Here is a 16,673-nt window from a genome sequence, read left to right as displayed (position 1 = left end):
TATTGGGGCCCGCAACAGCGCCGGCTCACCGTCAGCTTCCTGGATGGCGGACCAAGTGATCTTCGCCGCCGGATCATTCAGCACATGAATGCCTGGAACCGAAGCGCGGGGATCTCATTCGTGGTGCGCATCTCACGGAATCAAGCAGGATACTGGTCCTATCTCGGGACCGACATCCTGCACATTCCCAGTAATCGGCCGACGCTGAACCTCCAGGGTTTCACGATGAACACGGCGGATGGCGAATTCCATCGGGTCGTACGTCATGAAGCTGGGCACACGCTCGGTTTCCCGCATGAACACATGCGTGAGGAGCTGGTTGACCTCATCGACCCACAAAAGGCCTATGATTTCTTCCTGCGCACACAGGGGTGGTCTCGTGAGATGGTGGACCAACAGGTGCTGACACCGCTCAGCCAGGACTCGATCATGGCTACCCCACCGGATCAAGATTCGATCATGTGCTATCAACTTCCGGGATCAATTACTAAAGACGGTCAGCCAATCAGGGGAGGCTCGGACATCAACGCCACCGACTATGCCTTCGCGGGACAGATCTATCCGAAGGTTTCGTCTGAGGGCGCACCGTCGATCCAAGCTCAAATGGGCCTCGCCGACGAGTGGTCACCATCGGAAGATGTGGAGGTGGACGAGGAATTGGTACCGTAACGCTTTGGCCCAACTCGTCGAGATCCAGGCATGTCAGGACCTCCCGCCCGTGCTGCACGTGCGGGAGGGAGACATATTGATGTTTGGAGCAAGCGGCGGTCACCTTCTGGAGGGAGATACTTCCGTCGAGCTGCTGGGGGTCTTCTCAATCGGCGTACTCTCGGATGATGGCCGCGTACTGAGCCCGGTCGGACCGCCGACCAACATATTGTTTCGTGCGGTTTACCCCGGGCAGGCCCGCATCGAGGTGATAAGGGGGGATCCATGGCAAGGTACGCTGGAGGGGCAGCAGATCGCCATTGTGGTCGCCCGCTAACGAAATTTTTGGGGTGGGAAGCCGCTCCGGTTCTCGCGGCAGTATCTCAACAGTCGGGAACGAGGGCTGAACTACAAGCTGTAAGGAGGAGAGCAGGATTAGTCCCTCCCCGCCTCACTTTCATCGGGAGGGCCGGGCGGAAAACGGGATCAAATGCTTAATGGGAGTGGCGCCAGTTCTGCCGTCAAACTGTACTGTTTCTCCCTGGTCCTAGACACGGAAAGACGGGAGGTTGATCATGACAGATGCATCGCCGTCAAGCGATATCAATCACACGGCCGCCATCAGCGGAGGCCCTGGTGGGACCCCAAGCGATTGGCACCGTCAGATTTTCAACGACTTCAAGAACGCTCTACTTAAGTCGCTCGACGACCCTCTCGCTGAGGTAAGAAGGTGGTCCTGGTTTTCGCTAGTGTTCGTCGGTCTAAGCGTCGGCTTGTTGTTAGCTGGTTGTGTAACCGCATTGATAGCTGCCATGAGATTGCAGCCGGGCGCATGGCCTGATCCATCATTGATCATGAGTTTAGTTAGTAATGCGTTCGCCGTTCTCGCGACGACAGCTAACGTGTTCGTGAACCAAAAATTGGAGCCGCGCGCAAGGAGCTCGCCGAGCGCCGCGGTCAAATCGATTACATCACCTCGAGGCTGTTCAAGCGACTGTTTGGCGAAAGCGGAGAGCCTTCAGTCATTACATATGCCCACAAGGATGCTATCGCTGGCCGCTTCATAAAGGTGGATAAAGACAATTGGGACGAAGTCTCTTTTCAGGGGGCGGCACGAACCGTTTACCAGTTCAAGCTCAGCAGAATCCTAGGAAACCGAATCTTTCTGGCGGACAACAGCAGACCAAAACGGAATATCGAACTTGAGATCGATTTAGAGTTTAAAAGGGTTCTTTGGATCGACCAGAGAACGAAAATCCAGGAGGAACTCTATAGGGTCCTGGACACCGACTGAACCCTTTGCCCTGACGACGCTTCCAAGGAAGCAGCTGGAAATAGCGCAGACAAGGTCCGATTCTCGTTTATGATCTCTTAGCTGCAGTCTGTTCACGTGTGTCTCGTCCGTTGATCGCCTAGCATAGAGTTTGTTGCTTCAGCGGGGCTTGCACGGAATCCCTATCTCCAGAAGAGGGCTCGTGTGGGGCTTTAGCGTTCCCGTCATCGATCGACTTCTTCAGGTCGAGCAGCATGTTTTGACCCAATCTGACCTTGCCCCCATATGTGGAACGGCCCGCGTGGCAAGAGCTTTTTCAGTCGATTTCACACATTGGAACGGTGCGGTCATATGTCCGGCCTTTGCGCGCGGCACATGGCCGCTGGCCTCGATGAGATCCGCGGAACGAGGGGCTAAATCAAGTTTACGCGTTTGAGCGCATTGGGGGCAGTAGCTTCACTCGTTTCGGGATGTCGTCCCATGGGTTCATCGGCTGTTGTTGCACCTTGCCCTCTGCCGGCCTGCGCCGGTCAGATCGCTTTGGCGGTCACTGCGTCCATCAGACGGCGGCCGCGGCAGTCAGCGGGTCGGGACGTCGGTACGTCCCGCCCTTGTTCAGAAGCGCCCAGATGATCCGCGCCGTCTTGTTGGCCTGCGCGACCGCGGCAACCTTGAAGGGCCGTCTGGCGAGAAGCGCCTTCAGCCACGAGGCCGCGCCCGAGCGTCGTTTCGGACAACCCGCAAGACGGCCGTCGCCCCGACAACGAGCAGAGAGCGGAGTTCCGGATTTCCCATCTTCGATATTCCTCCCAGTCGCTCTTTGCCTCCGCTTGAATGAGGCCGCGGCGTCAATCCGAGCCAGGCGGCAAAGTGGCGAGCCGACTTGAACCCGCCGGGATCCGGCACGAGCGCCTTGATCGTCGCCGCCGTGATGGCGCCGACGCCAGGTATCGTGGTCAACCGACGCATGTCCTCGTCGTGCTTGGTCTCCACAACAATCGCGCGCTCGAGCCTCTCGATTTGGTCGGCTGAACCTTCAATCTCGTCGACAATAGCCCTCAGCGCGAAGCGCGCTGCTGCGGGCAGGCGAGCATCTGTCTCATCCCGTACGATTGCGATCAGCGCCTCAACCTTTGCAAGGCCAGCGGTGGCGATGATGCCCAATTCAGCCAGATGCGCGCGCAACGCGTTGACCGCCTGCGTTCGCTGCCGCACTAGAAGGGCGCGGGTCTTCAGCACCATCGCGGCAGCCTGTTGCTCGGCCGTCTTGATCGGGACGAAGCGCATGGTCTTGCGGGTCACCGCTTCGCTAATGGCCTCTGCGTCCGCCGCATCCGTTTTGCCTCGCTTTACGAAGGGTTTGACATAAGCCGGCGGAATAAGCCGCACCTCATGACCGAGAGCTGCGATCTCGCGCGCCCAATAGTGGGCGCTACCGCAGGCTTCCATCCCCACCAGGCATGGTGGCAGTTTCTCGAAGAAGCGCAGAACCTCGCTGCGCCGCAATTTCCTGTTGAACACGGGCGAGCCCTCCGCATCCGCGCCGTGAACCTGGAAAACGTGCTTGGCCAAATCTAACCCGATGGTGCTAACCTGTTTCACGGAACGGTCCCTCCTTTGTGGCGTTCGAACAACGACCACGTTCTAGCACTTTGATGCTGTTGGAGCGGGCCGTTCCACCACATCAAGTTTTATCCAGTCCTGAGTTCGCCCCGGCTGTTGGATTTACCCGAATGGGCGGTGGTAGCGACGGGAGCTGGTGCGGAGCCATCGGCATAGCGCAGCGCCAGATCCCGTCGCGGGTTGCAGGTGAAGGCAAACTCCGATGGAGTTTTCCATCCGAGTTGCGAGTGAGGTCGCGTATCGTTGTAGTCGGCCCGCCAATGTCCGAGTTCGACGCGGTCCTGGGCCAGCGACGTGAACAGCGTCTCGTTCAACAATTCGTCTCGGAGACGGCCATTGAAGCTTTCGATGAAGGCATTCTGCGTCGGCTTGCCGGGGCGCGATGTAATGTCAGGCGACGCGGCTCTGATCGGCCCATGTCAGGATGGCGTTGCTGGTCAATTCGGTGCCGTTGTCGCTGACCACCATTTTGGGCTTGCCGCGCTCGATGATCAGCCGGTCCAGCTCCCGCGCCACCCGGGAGCCCGACAGCGAGGTGTCGGCCACCAACGCCAGGCATTCGCGCGTGCACTCGTCGACCACGGTCAGGATGCGGAAGCGGCGGCCATCGGTGGTCCGAGACGAAGTCGAGCGACCAGCGGTCATTCGGTCATTCGGCGCTATCGGCACCACCATCGGCGCCCTGGTCCCGAGCGCCCGCTTGCGGCCACCACGGCGACGGACCGCGAGCCTCTGTTCCCGGTAGAGCCGGAACAGTTTCTTGTGGTTGACCAGATAGCCCTCCCGCCTGAGCAGAACATGCAGGCGCCGATAGCCGAAGCGACGGCGCACCTCGGCAATCGCTCTCATGCGTTGGCGTAGGGCCGCGTCATCCGCCCGGGTCGTCCGATATCTGATGGTCATGCGGCAACAGCCGATGGCTTTACACGCCCGCCGTTCGCTCATCTCGTGGGCCTCCATGAGATGGGCGACAGCTTTCCGCTTCCCCGCGGGCGTCACCACTTCTTTCCCAGGAGGTCCTTTAACGCAGCATTGTCCAGCATGGCGTCGGCCAAAAGCCGCTTCAGCCGCGTGTTCTCATCCTCCAGCGTCCTCAGCCGCTTGGCCTCCGAGACCTCCATCCCGCCAAACTTGGCTTTCCATTTGTAGATGCTGGCATCGCTGACGCCGTGCTTCCGGCACAGATCGGCAACCGACACGCCAGCTTCGTGCTCCTTCAAAATCGCGATGATCTGCTTCTGTATTCGGCCTGCTTCTGTCAATCCCTTAAGAGCGCGTGCCGCGGGTACCTTGCTTCTGTTCGTAGTCGGCAAAGCCGCCACACGATGGGATTCGGTTGAATGGTCGGTTCAAGCTCTTCGGCGTAGTCACCCGACCTGGAGGGCGGACGCCACGACAGATCATACGAACTCGACCACCCCCACGCCCCGCGACGGGCGTCTCTTGGGATGACGATGGCGTCCTTACGCCACCGCCGTCCATCGGAATTCGGTTCCATCAACCCACATTCGGTGAAGGACGACAGCCATCTTTCTGGCCAGCGCCACCTTCGCACGCTTGCTTCCTTGCCGGTGGGCAACACGCACCGCCCAGGCCTTCATCGGAGACCATCGGGTTGATGGCCTGAGAACGACGTTGGCAGCTTCGAACAGGGCTGTGCGCGTCTCTCCATCTCCGACTTTTGTGATCCGTCCCACCCGATCAACCTCGCCAGATTGGTATCGCCGGGGCGTCAACCCGAGATAGGCGCCGACAGATTGGGAATGCAGGAATCGCCTGGGATCGGCCACAGTGGAGCGGAAGGTCAACGCAGAGACCGGGCCGATCCCTGGCATCGTCATCAAGAGCCGACAAGCCGGGTCACTGCGCACGGCCTTCAGAACCAGACGATGCAGTCGGGCGTACTCCCGCATCAGCGCTTCGCGTCCGGCAAGCAGTGGATTCATGATCGCCTCCAGCAAGGCGTCATCGCCGACCAACTCACGAACTCGCGTCGCGAACAGAGTCCGCGAGACGATTCCGACTTTGAGACCGAGCGGACGCAGAAGTCCGCGGATGACTTGCTCTGTGGCAGCGATGGAGCGGACGATATGCTTGCGAGCCGCGGCCAGCGTCCGCGCCCTTTGGCTGCCGATGCTCTTGACGTGAACAGGCTTGAACCATCCCGTTCTCACCACCTGCGCGATCCCACGGGCCCGTTGAAAGCGGTCTCGTTCGAGACACGAAAAAGTGCCGACTCGGCACAGCTGCGTTTAAGTCCAGGGGGCAAGGTCAAATCCATCCTGCGCGGCACGTTTTGACTGACGATCATGGACCAACTCTATCCGAAGGAGAAACGTACGGCCGGCAGCCCCAGTTCGATTAGATTTGCGGTCAGCCATTCTGACGTCGGTCCTGCCTCAAGGCCCACCCGTTCAACTTGACCAGCCCGACCGCGGTCCTGCTCTTCACGCCGATGAGGAATGCGAGCTCCTGCTGGGTAAGTCCCCAGCGACGCTGCAGCATCTGGCCATTAGGCACGTGGTGGCGCTCCGAGATGTCCTTCAATGGTCATTGTTCGCCCAGGCATCCTGCCCTGCAAGACGCAAAACGTGGGCAGGGTTCGGTTCAGTATATGAAGCGCATAGCCCAACGGAACATTTGTCTCCTGCGCGGCGCGGTTCACCTGATCTAGGGGCACAAGGGAAGACGCCGGTGGTTCCGCTGCCCTGACTTCCAGTCTTAGCTTTTGAATCTCAAGCTCCCTCTTTAAGCTTTCTAGGTCGAGAAGACTGCGCTCCTTTTCTATCTTTTCGGTTTCCCGGCCAACTTTCTTGGTCTCGGCCACCGTGCGACGCCAGTTCAGAGCGGTCTCGATCGCCCCCGCTGCCGCAAGTATGCCGCCACCTGCATAGAGGGGAAGAAGAAGCGGTGCGGAAATGATGCCTGCACCGCAGGTGGCCAAAACCATCAACCCAAAACCCAGCAGACCCGGTCCAGCAAGTGCAAACGAAACGGATCCAGCACTGACCCGGACGTGAGGCATGGCTGTTGACACCCCAAACGGCCGATTAGCAGCCATGAGCACAATCATCAATTGGCTCAAAGCAACTGCATCGGCAGCAAGTTCGCCAAGAGGTATCCCATTTTCATTATTGGGCAACGGCGAAGAAAACCGTACGTTCAACGTTGTTGCAACTCCTTCGGATATGGTATGGCCGGATTTCAAGTCTCCTTGATTCACCAGAGCAGCGACGTCATCATCGGACGGGTCCATCCACCTGAGGATCAAGGGAGCGAGATTGCTACGATTGTTTTTCACCCATTCTTGCCCTTCCGGTACGCTTCCATACCCATCCTTAAGGATCAATGGCCGCGTGTCGGATACACCTGCGGCACGCATGAGTTCCTGCTTCTCAAGTTCAGAAAGTTGGCTGAACATGCGATAGAGCGCGGTTTCGTCGGCCATGCTACTCCTCCATTGTCCTTTGATCTGTTCAGTTGGCACCAGCTGTAAATCGAGTCAGAAGCTACTCGCCGCCATCGCTGTGTTCGCGACCCAGCGTAGCTTGATAACACGATCATGGCGCGCCGATACCGCACGGCACTGGCGCTGTAAGTTTCGCAGTCGCGGTTCAGGACCGAGACCGGGTCGAAGTGGATTGGGGTTCGGAAGTGCGGCATGGCTCCTTCGGGATCAACCAGGCAGATCACTCTGGTTGTCGCTCGGAGCTAGGAACTCGTACGAACCCTAAAATCGCCACCGGGACGGATCTAGAACCTGCCCTGGATCATTGAACACAGAGCCTGGTCCTCCCCAAATTTGTCCGGGATTGTTGAACACGGAATTCGGTCCACCCCAGATTTGGCTTGGATTATTGAAAACCGAGTTCGGACCACCCAACAACTGCTTCGGGTTTCTTACGACCGAGTTTGGGCCGCCTGTCACCTCTCCAATTGCTTTGATGCCCTTGACGATTTCGTTGTTTTCGCCCGGGCCGCGTGTCAGATCGTTAAACGCATTGGTGACGCCCTTTACCAGGGTGTTTTCCGGTCCAAAGCAGTCTTTGCCAAACTCACCAGTGAAGCACTTCGTTAATTCGCGAGCGGTAAGGCGTCCCGCGGTGCATCCCGCGAATCCAACCGGGTTGCCTCCAGATTGCACTGCGCATTCAGCAGCAATTCGCCACTCCTCGTTCATTGCAGGGCCTGCAGCGCAAAGCGCAAACGACGTCGGCCCTTGGCTAGAGGTTGCGCAACCAACTAGGTGAGCAGCATCTGGTGGCAGCGCCGCACCGGCGGCGCAACTAACCAGTTGCGCTCTGTCGCCTGACGACTGCGACACACAAGCCAGTGTCTCCCTCGTCTTTTGATCCTTAATGAGCCCGTCGCTACAGTTTGATATAATTGATTTGGCATCGCGGCCGCCCGAGGCGCAATTATAGACCTGCAACGCTTGACGAACCTCCGGTTTGTCGCCCAACAAGCAGATAATCGCAGCCTTCTTATCCGCGTTTGCGACACATGTAGCTATCTTGCCAGCGTCCCCTCCAACAATGGGCGCAACGCATTGCGTCAATGGCGCTGGAGAGCTTCCTTTAGTTACACACTGCACGACGTCGCTTGCTTTGGATATGCCGGGGGCAAGCTTTTCAAAACAAGTCGCGACTTCTAAGCCCTTATGCGAAGAAACGCATTCGGCCACCTCGCGATCGACGTTACCAAGATCTTTTGTCAGACATGACCGCGCTATGTCTTCGGTACCGGCCGAGAGTATGCATTGGCGAAGCCCGTCTATCTTTGACATTTCCTGCTTAGGTGTGATGCAAGTGGCAAGCTTTTCTGGCGTTGGCTTTCCACCGGCCATGCAACCGACCATGACTTTGAAAGAATTATCCTGGCTGAACTCAGCGAAACAGGCCAGTCGCTCGCCTTCTGTTGCGCGCGTGAAGCAAGCCCGAACTTTCTCAAAGCGCTGCCCAACTGATGTGTTTACACAGCTCTCAAATGCTTCCTTCGACCCAGCCTGAGCTCGGCACTGGTCTATTTTGTCCTTGCTCGGGAGAGGTGGCAGGTGCAGCGGGTCTGTTGGTAGACTAAGGGGGGATTCTCTCGTTAAAGATTCCGTTTGCAGCATTGCATCTAAGGTGTTTCTGCCCTCACGAGTGTCTGGCAGCCACGAGCAATGCGCTTCAAGTGCACATGACAACAGTACACGTGGGGTCACCCACACTCCAGAACAATCGTAAATCTGCTGGATCGTGGGGATTTTTGTGGGCGTGGTTTCATTGACGTAGCAGCCTATGATCTTCTGTGCCGTTGGATCTTTGCTCTGGTCTTTCAATTCCACAGGACGAAGCCCCGCAATCCGAAAACTGATTTGGGTTGTATCTCCGGACGCGGTAACAAGCTTCAAGTCTTCAACTTGAACCGCAGCACCACCTTCGCCTGCCAAAAAAACGTTATTCCAATTGTCAGGGAAGCTGCTCGCCGCGAAAGAAAGAGAGTCCGTCAACAGTGTGGCGGACCGAATGGTCGCACCTAAGGTTCCTAGAGCGAGATCAAGCGAGATATTGCCGTTTTGGGCACTGGTCAGGTTGGTAGTGACAGGCAATTTGCCCTGACCCGGAAGTCGAACCTGAGCCCCAACAATCTTGATCTTCGGGCCTGCTAATCGGATCTTTCCGCTAGCCCTGCCTCGCAAGTCGCTGACGTCCTCTTGTCTTTGGACCTTCCACTCGAGTCCGGCAAGAGGTATCGTTCCGCCGAAACTGTTATTAACGGTGCCATTCTTAAACCGAATGGTGTTGCCGTTCAGATCTCCATCCTGGATGCGTATCTCTCTATTGCATCCACTCGGGGTCATACGTTCCAAGATAAAGCCAGTTATCGGCCTCGTCATTTGCATCGTGGCCTCGAACTTCAGCGGGGCGCTTGACGACGTGTTCACACCTGAGACTGAGAGGTCGATTTGATTGTTCTTCACGCGCAGAACAAACGGCCAGCTGTCCTTGTCAGGAAGCGCATGTTGTCCGGTTACGCGCAGATCTCCCGGACTTATCCCGGCGAGCTTCAGCTTCCCAAAATTCAGTTGCGTTATATTCTTCGCGTCCTCTCCCATGTTGCAGGCAGCAAAAGACTGGGCGCTGAACATTGTACAGAAGACAGCCGCAGAAAAGGCAGCAACCTTACTCATGTCAAAACCTTCGTATTGAAAGCGGCAATGCTAGTACGCTGCTAGAGAGATGCAACCAGGAACTGCATTTCGCAAATCGCTCGTGAACGCTCGCGATTTGGAAAGCCGTGCTGACCATTTCTATCTGCAGGATGAGCTCAGAAGCTCGTTCTAAAATGGCTTTGCTGCCGCTCACTCGGCATCCGTGACATCCGCTCTTTGGGCGACACCGTAAGAATACGGATTGTTGTGTTCGAGCGGGAACACACCCCTTGCCTATCGGGCCAATAGAGCGTCAGAATAAGCGGGGCTTCCCCTTGTTCCAAGGAACGTGCTTCGAGACGGCGGGGATGGTACTTGGGGTAACGGTCATGTTGACCTCCTCAGCTAGTTAGGCTGGTCATTTTCAGCCGGAAGCCCTTCCAATCCGGCGTCCGCTGCTAAACGATTGGAGACGTACTTGCGTCCAATTCGAGCGATGGCAGGACCGATTTTGTGAAGATGCTATGGGGTGGGCGGCGAGGGTATGGGACCTTCGATGCTCTTCAACAAATGAGCGACGGAGCGCCCCATATTGGAAGCTTTCAACCCAAGCAGGTCCCTTACCGCCCTCGAACACGATAGCACGGTCATCGCCGTGATTGAGATGAGCCAATCGAAATGGCTCGTTGCAGCCGTTATTCCGGGATGGACGCCAGCCCCTCAAGAAGATCGATCCCGACGAGTAAATGCTACTGAAGCTGTTGCATCGGCGGCAGAGCAAAGCTGCTCGCGCCGGGCGCGAGATTAAGCGCATCGTCGTCGCCTATGAAGCTGGCCGCGACGCTTCTGGCTGGCTCGCTGGCTGCGAGCCCGCGGCATCGAGACCTACGTGATCCATCCAACAAGCGTCACGGTGTCGCGCGAACATCGGCGCGCGAAGACGGATCGCCTCGACACGGAACTGTTGAAGCGCGCCTTTCTCGGCTGGCTGCGGGGCGAGAAGCGCCATTGCAGCATAGCGGCGATCCCGACGCTCGATGAGGAGGACGCACGCCGACCGAACCGCGAGCGAGAGAACCTGGTCACTGAGCGAACGCGGCTCGTAAACCAGAGGAAGGCCACCCTGGTCCGTTTCGGCATCCGCACCTTCAAGCCCACCCTCCGCAAGGCTGACGAGAAGCTCGAAGGCCTGCGCATGGTGGAGGGAACACCGCTGCCGCAGAACACGATAATGGCAGTGTAGTAGAACGCCCGCAGCAGGGTCCCGCGACTTCGAAATTCACTGAGTAGGCGCCTGTAGTCGATATCGAAGTTGAGCGTCTTCGCCGTGGCATAAAGAATGGCTCCATCGATGCAAAGCGTAATCTTGCTGGAAGATGACATGATGGGCGATCTCTGGGCGAGACGTGCCATGCTGCGGGCCCAGTGCATGTGATCCCGCGAGGCTTTCATCGAAGCTATACCGTAGTCCTTTAACCTTCAAACAGTTTATCCGGGCGCAAGCAGCGCAGGAGATTGTGCCAGCGCTATCGACTGTTCTCCGTCGGCAGTTCTTCGCAGTGCAACAGTGAGGACACTCACTCCTGCGTCGCCTTGGAGGGCGCGCACAAGCTCAGGGCACCACTGCCCGAGATGTCTGGCCCGACTAGACCTTCGCTGACTTGTAGCGGGGGATGAGGCTTCGCAGATGCGAACATACAGCCGCATTCGCGCAGCTCATTTCTTTATTCATCTGCAATTGCGCGCCTGACAGCTGCCCATACCCCAAATCAGCGGGCAGGTTCGTCTCGCACTCTTTACTGAAAACGCCCTTTGCGCAGTTCGTTGAACACGCCTTACCCGTTGTGGGATAACGCCAAACTGTCCGCGAAATGAACTCTTACATTCCAAAGATAGCAGGGTTCTTGAAATAGACGATGATAAAGACGGCTAGCGCACCCGTTGCCCCGACGGCGAATTGCTTTCCAAACGAGAGACGAACATTAACCAAGCCGCTTATTACAGTTGCCACAGCGCCTGTGGCGATCGCCAATATCGGAATCCAAAAACGAAGCTGGTCAACAGTGGGGTTGGGATTAAATGCCGTGATCGCAAGTAGGGCGCCCAAAAAGACAACACCGAAGCAGAATGCGAGAATGGTGTACAGGCGCGTATCCACCATCTGCCTGTCAACTTCGGGACGGTTCGAAATGCGCACCATTTTCTTGTCATCTTCAAGTACGGGTGAGTAACCGCTCTCGCGTCTCTCGTAATCTTCAATGGATAGGAGCTTGGCATCGACCGTCTTGCTGTACTGCGCTATTTGATCGATGATCTCCTCGCTCTTTCCTACATATTTCTCTATGATTTGCCGGACGTGGTCGCGACGCTCAATTTGTCTCTGCAAGAAATCCGGCGCACCTACAATCCCGCGTAGATCACGGGTAAACGGGCCAGGCGGATTGGCAGGCTCGACCAGCTCGGAGATGAGAGCTAAGGCTAGCCGAATTATCCCGATCTCATCCTGATAGGCTTCATTGCAGCTATGCTTCAACGTACGGAACGCATTGAAATCGCTCTGCTCGAGCCAGGCAAAGTCCTGGTCAAGTCGCTGGTTCAACTGGATCAGCCGATGGCATAGATTTTTCTTGATCCCCCCACTACGTGTTTTCAGCTGCTGACGGTAAGCGAGAAGCTGATCGAAGAAGGCGGCGTACTCGACGGGAGATCTAGAGTCCCGAAACCCCGGATATCCTTTGAGAACACCAATGAATTCCAGATTCCATCGATGAATGGTGTTGATGAGGTCGCGGAGCCAGTCAGTGGCCAAGAGCCGACGTTGCCTGTGAACAGCTTCGGGAGCTGACGCGGGCAAGGCTTGGTAGACTGTCTGCACGATTTCGAGCAGTTGGCCTTCAGGGACTTGGAGAGCTTGTGAATTCACGGTACTCCCCCCTCGGGTTGATCGTTTTCACGCCGCAGCCAAGGCGAAAGAGGCGCGCCGGCTTAGTGGACCTTCAGTCATGTCGCGCAGTCGTGCGACAAACAAGAACAGGGCGGCGATGGTCGCGACGATGCCAAGTACGTATCCAATGACAGCCCACATCATTCGATACCCTGACTTACGCCAGCCTACTAATCCGCGGTCGGCAGCGAAAAGCAAGCGCAATCCTAGCTCACCGTGAGGTTGTGGTCATCCTGATTTCGTTCGAATCTGTCTCGCTTCTGGAGCACGGCGCGGCCTGTATTCAGACGCCCCACAGGGTGCGTGACAGTGAATCTGGGCGGCAGAGATTTGTGCGGCGCGATGAGACACACAGCAGCTGGGCGGCACCAGCGTGGGGGACGGTCCCGGAAAGGGGACGGCTTGCTTGGAAAGGGTGCGGCTTGCTTGTATGTTTTTAAGTTGCGAAGTTCGGGTACTTGTTTCTCGGGGGATCTATGGGTGATACAGCGTTCCCGGCGCAAGTCCGAGCCTAGTCCAACGTTGCACATTGGGTTGGGGTGGCACTGAGAAGCAGCGAGGATGACTTCGAGCAGTCTTTGACGCCGGCCAGCGTGCCGCCTGCGTTGGGATAACTTTATCAGCGTGGACTGCCCGAATTGCACGCGCCAGAATAAGTTCATGTGGCGCTTCTTCCACCAGAACGGCTGACCTAAACGCGAGCAAAAACCGGTCTTCCGTCCTCGTCGCTACCGGGGGACGGGCCCACGCCTCATTTAGGTATCATCCCGCTTGTCGCGCAAACGTCGAAGCACAAAGAACAGCACAAGAGAAACAGCGGCAACCGCCACCACCACTGCAATCTGGCCAAAAAAATACAATCGCTCTTTATGTTGACCTTGACGCTTTGCCTCCTCGACCACAGCAAGAAACATCTCCGGCGTCGGGCGGGGACGATCAGTTACCGGTGGCAAGATGTTCCTGACCACATCGATTTTCTGAATTGTATCCTTTTGATCGCCGTATCGGAGAGTGAAGGCAAAGTGTAATTCGAGCCCGGGCGTCAAACTGTCTGATTTGCCGTCGGTCGCGCCGGCCAAGACGCCGTCAAGTTTGGCCGTACCTTTCGGAGCGATCGAGCCCATCGACTGGAGGTCGAGCGTAGACGACAGTTTATCGAGGCTCTGCTGTCGGGCGGAGAGATAAAGTTCGCCTGCCTCAAAGGAATGCTCAACGCGCATACTGAGCGGAACGATGTTTGTCTCAGATCGGTTTAGTATCGAAAGCGCGAAGGCTGCGGCGGAAGCGCCGCGCGGGATGATCTGCAGGTCGAAGACCGGTTGTTTTTCCTGCATTTCTCGCAGCTCTTTGCTATGAGAGCTTGGCGACGTAGAGGCTACCTCCCGAAACAACAATGGCGATTGCCGAGAGGCCAGCGTAGTGGTCAAGCGCGAATTTCTGCCACCGGTTTATCTTATGAGTAATTTCCTGTCGGCCAGAGAACGTGAGGCATAAATGCAGTCTCTCAATCCTGGTGTGGGGGGTGAGTTCGAGCGATTACGCGTCATCGTCGAAACCTAGTCCATGCTGGCCGAGTAGGATTGCGCTTGGGGACACCCATTCCGGTGATTTCGACAGGAATGCGCTTTCTCCCGATGAGCAGGCCATTCGAATGAACTGCAACATCCATGTGGTGAGTGCCTCGATAGGTTGAGTCGCGCGATACCGTTAGCCCTGTCCCGACCCTATGACCAAGGTCGTTTTCGAGTTCGGCTTCCTTCCCGGAGTTTCGAACCATCCAGCTGACGGTCGCGCCAGCTGGCAATTGATGCGCATTTGCCAACGTGAACGTGATGTCGCACCCCTTGGGAATAGGCCCGATGCGATCGACGCCCGAAAAAACGTGCCGACCGGTCGAAGCCTGTACTGAGACGATAGGATTGAATTGGATTGTGGCAAGCGCTCGGCTGCTTTTCTTCAACACAGCTTCTTCCGTGTCATCATCCTCCGGCACCGGAAAGAAGTGATCGAACGCCTCAGACCATATCTCAGCGCTTGAAGTCTTCGTTGGCGCGGCCAAAGCCCGATCAGCGATCGACAATAGTTCATCGAGCTTATCGACCAGGGCAGTCGAGTTTTCGTCGCTCAAACGATTAAGATTTTCCTTCGTGTTGGCCGGATTTTGAACTTCCGCGTTGTCGCGCAGCCGAGAAGCGATCCTGGAGACGACCTCCCGCAAAAATTCGTCGTCGCCGCTGAACTGATCGCGGTCCAGGCCGTCAAATGCATCTGCAACAAGCACCGTGATCAGGATCGACGATGGGCGTACATCAGCATTCAGTTTTAGTGCGGCCCACATTTTAAGGTAACGAGCCAATCGCCGACACCTCGCCCTATCGGCATGCCCGGTAATCAATTTCCACCAGGCGTAAATCGCTTTCGGGTCGCTGTTTTCCCACTTGTTCTGAGACGTTGCGAGCGATCGAGCGTCGCGCCCATCGTCAAGGTGATAGGCTGGTACATCGATATGAAAATTCCCGTCGAAATGAACGCGGCTGCATTTGGATCGAGGTTCATCGACCGCGCTCGCATCGTTGGTGTCGTCATCCACGTAATCACCGAGGCTGTCTTGAACGAAGCTCTTTAGGTCGGTAGGCTCATAGTCACCGTCTTCCGGTTGACCGGACCATATGAAGTACACACCAAGATCGATATCGAACTCTTCGTCTGCGCTGGCAGGTCGGACCTGAGTGCCGAATTTGTAGGAGCCCTGCAGCCAAGAGGACATTCGACAGTCGGAGCGTTTAGCGAGATCCTCTTTCAGATGCTCGGCGAGATCATTCCAGCGCTCCTTTTGGGTGTCATACTGTTCGTCGGAGGGGCGGACCCGCCAATCGAGGCTGCTCTCAGCATCGTCGGTGTTGAAAAAGAGGTTTGCCGCGATGCCCATCACAAATCCCTCCGATTATAGAATTGTGCTGGCGCAGCTGTGTGTTGCAGAAGCGTTCGAAGGGGACCTTTGCCGAGGTTTTCACGAACGGACGCCTCGGCAAGCGCGCGCAGGTCGTCAATTGCTCCCCTGCTCGCACAGTCGAGGGCTAGCTTTCGTTCCTGCTCTGGAGACTGGTGATGATCGATCCGCAAGTAGCGCGCCTGAAGGCGATGCGACATCATTGCCTCGGTGTTCAGCTGCTGAGCCGAAATCATCACTCTCGGCAGCCGTTGATTGTCCATCCATCCCATCCAACCAAGATCGGTCTCTCCAGAGTTCGAAAAGGAGAACTGCGATGTCGTCGTTCCGATGCTGAGGATGGAGATGTTTTCCAGGCGCTGCTCAAGAAAGTATTCGGCCTCGTGCAAAGCGAGGTGATCGGGAGAGTTGGCATAGAGGCCGCCATCCGCGAACAATTCGCCCCCGATCTTGTGGACCGGAAAGAAGGTTGGCGCAGCGGACGTTGCAAGTGCGATGTCGACGACCTTGAGCCTCCAATCGCGTTGAAATGAAGGGTGGTGATCGGTTTTGAACACCTGAGGCGATCCCTTCGTGAGATTGACAGCAGGCACCATGACACGATGTTGAAGGTGGCCGAGCTTCTTCGTCTCTCCGACGATGCTCGTTATGGTGGTCTTCAGGGTGGTCGCGCGATATTTGGCATGAAAGGCGTTCGATGTGAGCGCGATGCGTTTCGCGAGTGCGCCTTGCGGGGGCGGCCGTCGGGAGAAGATTTTTGGGCCATCCACCGCGATCGCGTTCCTGATGCTCGCGGCCTGAACCTCCGCTGCTAGACCCAAGGCAATTATCCCACCAACGGAAGTGCCGGCGATAAGATCAAAGCAGCTTGCGATCGGTCGGCCGATCTCTTGTTCGAGTTCGGCAAGTACGCATGCGGTGTAGAGGCCCATGAAGCCACCACCGGACAGAGAAAGAATCTGAAACGCCAAGATCTGAAAACTCCTCAAGCTGCATCCAAGCGCCGGGGCCATCCGGGGAGCAATGACCCGAACTACCGGTTCTGATTCGTCGCTTGGCTCAGACGGTGACACGTGAGGCGCGAGTTGGCGCGGCATTA

9 protein-coding genes and 4 pseudogenes are annotated in these 16,673 nt (G+C 56.9%); 3 read left to right on the top strand and 10 right to left on the bottom strand.

Annotated elements, in window-relative coordinates; all coding sequences use genetic code 11:
* Window positions 1–84 precede the first annotated feature (84 nt).
* Complete coding sequence (locus tag ACRQ5Q_RS09085; protein ID WP_439397236.1) at window positions 85–669, top strand: hypothetical protein; 585 nt, start codon at window positions 85–87, stop codon at window positions 667–669.
* Window positions 670–748: 79 nt separating this feature from the next.
* Window positions 749–985: a hypothetical protein gene (locus tag ACRQ5Q_RS09080; protein ID WP_439397235.1), complete on the top strand. Its 237-nt coding sequence runs from the start codon at window positions 749–751 to the stop codon at window positions 983–985.
* 1,495 nt (window positions 986–2,480) lie between these two features.
* On the opposite strand, the pseudogene ACRQ5Q_RS09075 reads toward ACRQ5Q_RS09080, so the two are convergent.
* The 5 genes and pseudogenes from ACRQ5Q_RS09075 to ACRQ5Q_RS09055 form a co-directional block, all read right to left on the bottom strand.
* Window positions 2,481–3,523: pseudogene (locus ACRQ5Q_RS09075) on the bottom strand (IS110 family transposase).
* A gap of 89 nt (window positions 3,524–3,612) precedes the next feature.
* Window positions 3,613–4,806 (bottom strand): annotated as a pseudogene (locus ACRQ5Q_RS09070) (IS3 family transposase).
* Window positions 4,807–5,007: 201 nt separating this feature from the next.
* Window positions 5,008–5,721: an IS110 family transposase gene (locus ACRQ5Q_RS09065; RefSeq protein ID WP_439397233.1), complete on the bottom strand. Its 714-nt coding sequence runs from the start codon at window positions 5,719–5,721 to the stop codon at window positions 5,008–5,010.
* A 335-nt stretch (window positions 5,722–6,056) separates the two neighbouring features.
* Complete coding sequence (locus ACRQ5Q_RS09060; protein ID WP_439397231.1) at window positions 6,057–6,992, bottom strand: hypothetical protein; 936 nt, start codon at window positions 6,990–6,992, stop codon at window positions 6,057–6,059.
* A gap of 282 nt (window positions 6,993–7,274) precedes the next feature.
* Complete coding sequence (locus tag ACRQ5Q_RS09055) at window positions 7,275–9,719, bottom strand: hypothetical protein (protein WP_439397230.1); 2,445 nt, start codon at window positions 9,717–9,719, stop codon at window positions 7,275–7,277.
* Window positions 9,720–10,269: 550 nt separating this feature from the next.
* Here ACRQ5Q_RS09055 and ACRQ5Q_RS09050 point away from each other — a divergent pair.
* Window positions 10,270–10,911 (top strand): annotated as a pseudogene (locus ACRQ5Q_RS09050) (IS110 family transposase); the annotation flags it as partial.
* On the opposite strand, the pseudogene ACRQ5Q_RS09045 reads toward ACRQ5Q_RS09050, so the two are convergent.
* The 5 genes and pseudogenes from ACRQ5Q_RS09045 to ACRQ5Q_RS09025 form a co-directional block, all read right to left on the bottom strand.
* Window positions 10,872–11,063, bottom strand: a pseudogene (locus ACRQ5Q_RS09045) (NYN domain-containing protein); the annotation flags it as partial. The pseudogenes ACRQ5Q_RS09050 and ACRQ5Q_RS09045 sit on opposite strands and share 40 nt — an antisense overlap.
* 496 nt (window positions 11,064–11,559) lie before the next feature.
* Window positions 11,560–12,603 carry a hypothetical protein gene (locus ACRQ5Q_RS09040; RefSeq protein WP_439397228.1) on the bottom strand — a complete coding sequence of 348 codons (1,044 nt, stop codon included), beginning with the start codon at window positions 12,601–12,603 and terminating at the stop codon, window positions 11,560–11,562.
* A 776-nt stretch (window positions 12,604–13,379) separates the two neighbouring features.
* Window positions 13,380–13,958 carry a hypothetical protein gene (locus tag ACRQ5Q_RS09035; RefSeq protein WP_439397226.1) on the bottom strand — a complete coding sequence of 193 codons (579 nt, stop codon included), beginning with the start codon at window positions 13,956–13,958 and terminating at the stop codon, window positions 13,380–13,382.
* A 209-nt stretch (window positions 13,959–14,167) separates the two neighbouring features.
* The gene (locus ACRQ5Q_RS09030) at window positions 14,168–15,553 is read right to left on the bottom strand and encodes a CBASS cGAMP synthase (protein ID WP_439397224.1); all 1,386 of its coding nucleotides are present in this window, start codon (window positions 15,551–15,553) and stop codon (window positions 14,168–14,170) included.
* Window positions 15,553–16,545 carry a CBASS cGAMP-activated phospholipase gene (locus tag ACRQ5Q_RS09025; protein ID WP_439397222.1) on the bottom strand — a complete coding sequence of 331 codons (993 nt, stop codon included), beginning with the start codon at window positions 16,543–16,545 and terminating at the stop codon, window positions 15,553–15,555. Before ACRQ5Q_RS09025 ends, ACRQ5Q_RS09030 begins: the two co-directional genes overlap by 1 nt.
* Window positions 16,546–16,673 lie beyond the last annotated feature (128 nt).

The sequence above is a fragment of the Bradyrhizobium sp. PMVTL-01 genome (assembly GCF_051861855.1).
Taxonomy (GTDB): Bacteria; Pseudomonadota; Alphaproteobacteria; order Rhizobiales; family Xanthobacteraceae; genus Bradyrhizobium.
The sequence above is the reverse complement of the archived record's forward strand: the minus strand, read 5'-3'. Positions and strand labels throughout refer to the sequence as shown.